At 54.4% G+C, this 1,236-nt stretch carries 2 protein-coding genes; one reads left to right on the plus strand and one right to left on the minus strand.

Features of this window, described 5'->3' with window-relative positions:
- Nucleotides 1-274: 274 nt before the first annotated feature.
- Nucleotides 275-658: an IS66 family insertion sequence element accessory protein TnpB gene (gene tnpB / locus V0R59_RS31760; RefSeq protein ID WP_330105871.1), complete on the minus strand. Its 384-nt coding sequence runs from the start codon at nucleotides 656-658 to the stop codon at nucleotides 275-277.
- 229 nt (nucleotides 659-887) lie between these two features.
- On the opposite strand from tnpB, the gene maoP reads away from it, so the two are divergent.
- Nucleotides 888-1,236: DUF413 domain-containing protein (maoP, locus tag V0R59_RS31765; protein WP_330105872.1), on the plus strand; the 349-nt coding region annotated here is incomplete at its 3' end.

A 1,236-nucleotide genomic window follows, 5' to 3' on the forward strand; every position in this document is an offset into this window, starting at 1 on the left:
CCCCTCCCTCCGGTGTCTTGCAGGGGCTGCGCGGCCTACGATTTGCTGCGCAAATCTTCATCTCGCGTCTTCGGCTATCGCCGAAGGGTGCTGCGCACCTGCCCCTTCCAGACACCTCCGCTCGGCCTCCTGACGTCGCGAGTTACGGGCGGCGTCTGGACTGACGCATCTTCGACAACAAAGCCGGCGTTGCCAGTCAGAGCCTTTGCTCTTGCTCTTGCTCTTGCTCTTGCTCTTGCTCTTGCTTGTGCTTTTGCTCTTCTTGCGCGCCAGTTCAGACGCCACAAAGTGCGACCTCGTCAGGCCGAGTGGAGGTGCCTGTAGCGGCCAGGTGCGGCATTGTATTTTGCGTGTTTTCAGGGCGCGATTCGGACTCATTCTGCCAGACCCATTTCGTCAGGTCGTGTCCCTTAACCTGTTGCCAGTCGACACCAGCGATAAGCCAGTTAAACTCGTCGGGAGTGAGGTGCCAGGCAGCGTCATCCGCACGTGGCCAGCGGAAGCTGCCTTTGTGCAGACGGCGGGTACACAACCACACCCCGTGTTTATCCCAGCGCAGCACTTTGATACGCGAACGGGCTTTGTTGACAAAGACGAAGGCGGCGCCCTCATGCCACGTCGATTTGAGTTCATCCTGTATGTACAGGGTGCTGCGCACCTGCCCCTTCCAGACACCTCCGCTCGGCCTCCTGACGTCGCGAGTTACGGGCGGCGCCTGCACCAACGCATCTTCGACGGCAGAGTCGGCATCGCCAGGTTAGGAGCTCTTGCTCTTGCTCTTCTTGCTCGTCAGTTCAGACGACACAAAGTGCGACCTCGTCAGGCCGAGTGGAGGTGCCTGTAGCGGCCAGGTGCGAAGCACCCTTCGGCGTAGCCGAAGACGCGAGATGAAGACTTGCGAAGCAAGTCGTAGGCCGCGATGGCCGCGAAAGGCGCCGGAGGGAGGGGGTTTAGGGCGTGATATCGACTTCGTTGAGGGGCCCAAGTCACCTGAACATAAGAAATTAATTGGAAGTAAATACAAGTTGCAATGTAAGGATTATGTTTTTACTTCCGAGGAGCTTAATATTTTAGAAAAGTATGGCACATGGTTAAGTGCATTGGCATCGGATAAAATAAAACCAGAAACAGACATGCAAGAAGAATTTGTTAAAGAATGTAAATTTTTCAGGGTGTTATCAATCCAAGATATGTTTTATTATCATCAAAACGTCAATCATTCAAAGCTTATTCAAG

The organism is Pseudomonas ulcerans, from assembly GCF_036324125.1.
GTDB lineage: Bacteria > Pseudomonadota > Gammaproteobacteria > Pseudomonadales > Pseudomonadaceae > Aquipseudomonas > Aquipseudomonas ulcerans.